At 63.0% G+C, this 238-nt stretch carries 1 protein-coding gene; it reads right to left on the minus strand.

What is annotated here, in order from left to right; genetic code table 11:
- A partial coding sequence (locus R0J88_RS23350; protein WP_410901369.1) for a DNA gyrase subunit A occupies window positions 1-238 on the minus strand: 238 nt, incomplete at both ends.

The raw sequence follows: 238 nt of genomic DNA on the forward strand, positions 1-238 counted from the left end.
CTTGGGGTCTTCCTCCTCACGGATGATGCGAATCACCTCGTCGAGATTCAGATAAGCCGTCAGCAGACCCTCGAGGATATGCAGACGGTCCTCGACCTTGGCCAGACGATGCTCGAGGCGGCGACGCACGGTGGCGCGACGATAGCGCAGCCACTCGGCCAGCATCTCGTGCAGCGCCATCACCCGCGGGCGCCCCTTGAGGTCGATGACGTACATGTTGACGCGCGCGTTCTTCTCG

This window comes from Pseudoalteromonas sp. SIMBA_162 (genome assembly GCF_046535955.1).
Lineage (GTDB): Bacteria > Pseudomonadota > Gammaproteobacteria > Enterobacterales > Alteromonadaceae > Pseudoalteromonas > Pseudoalteromonas marina.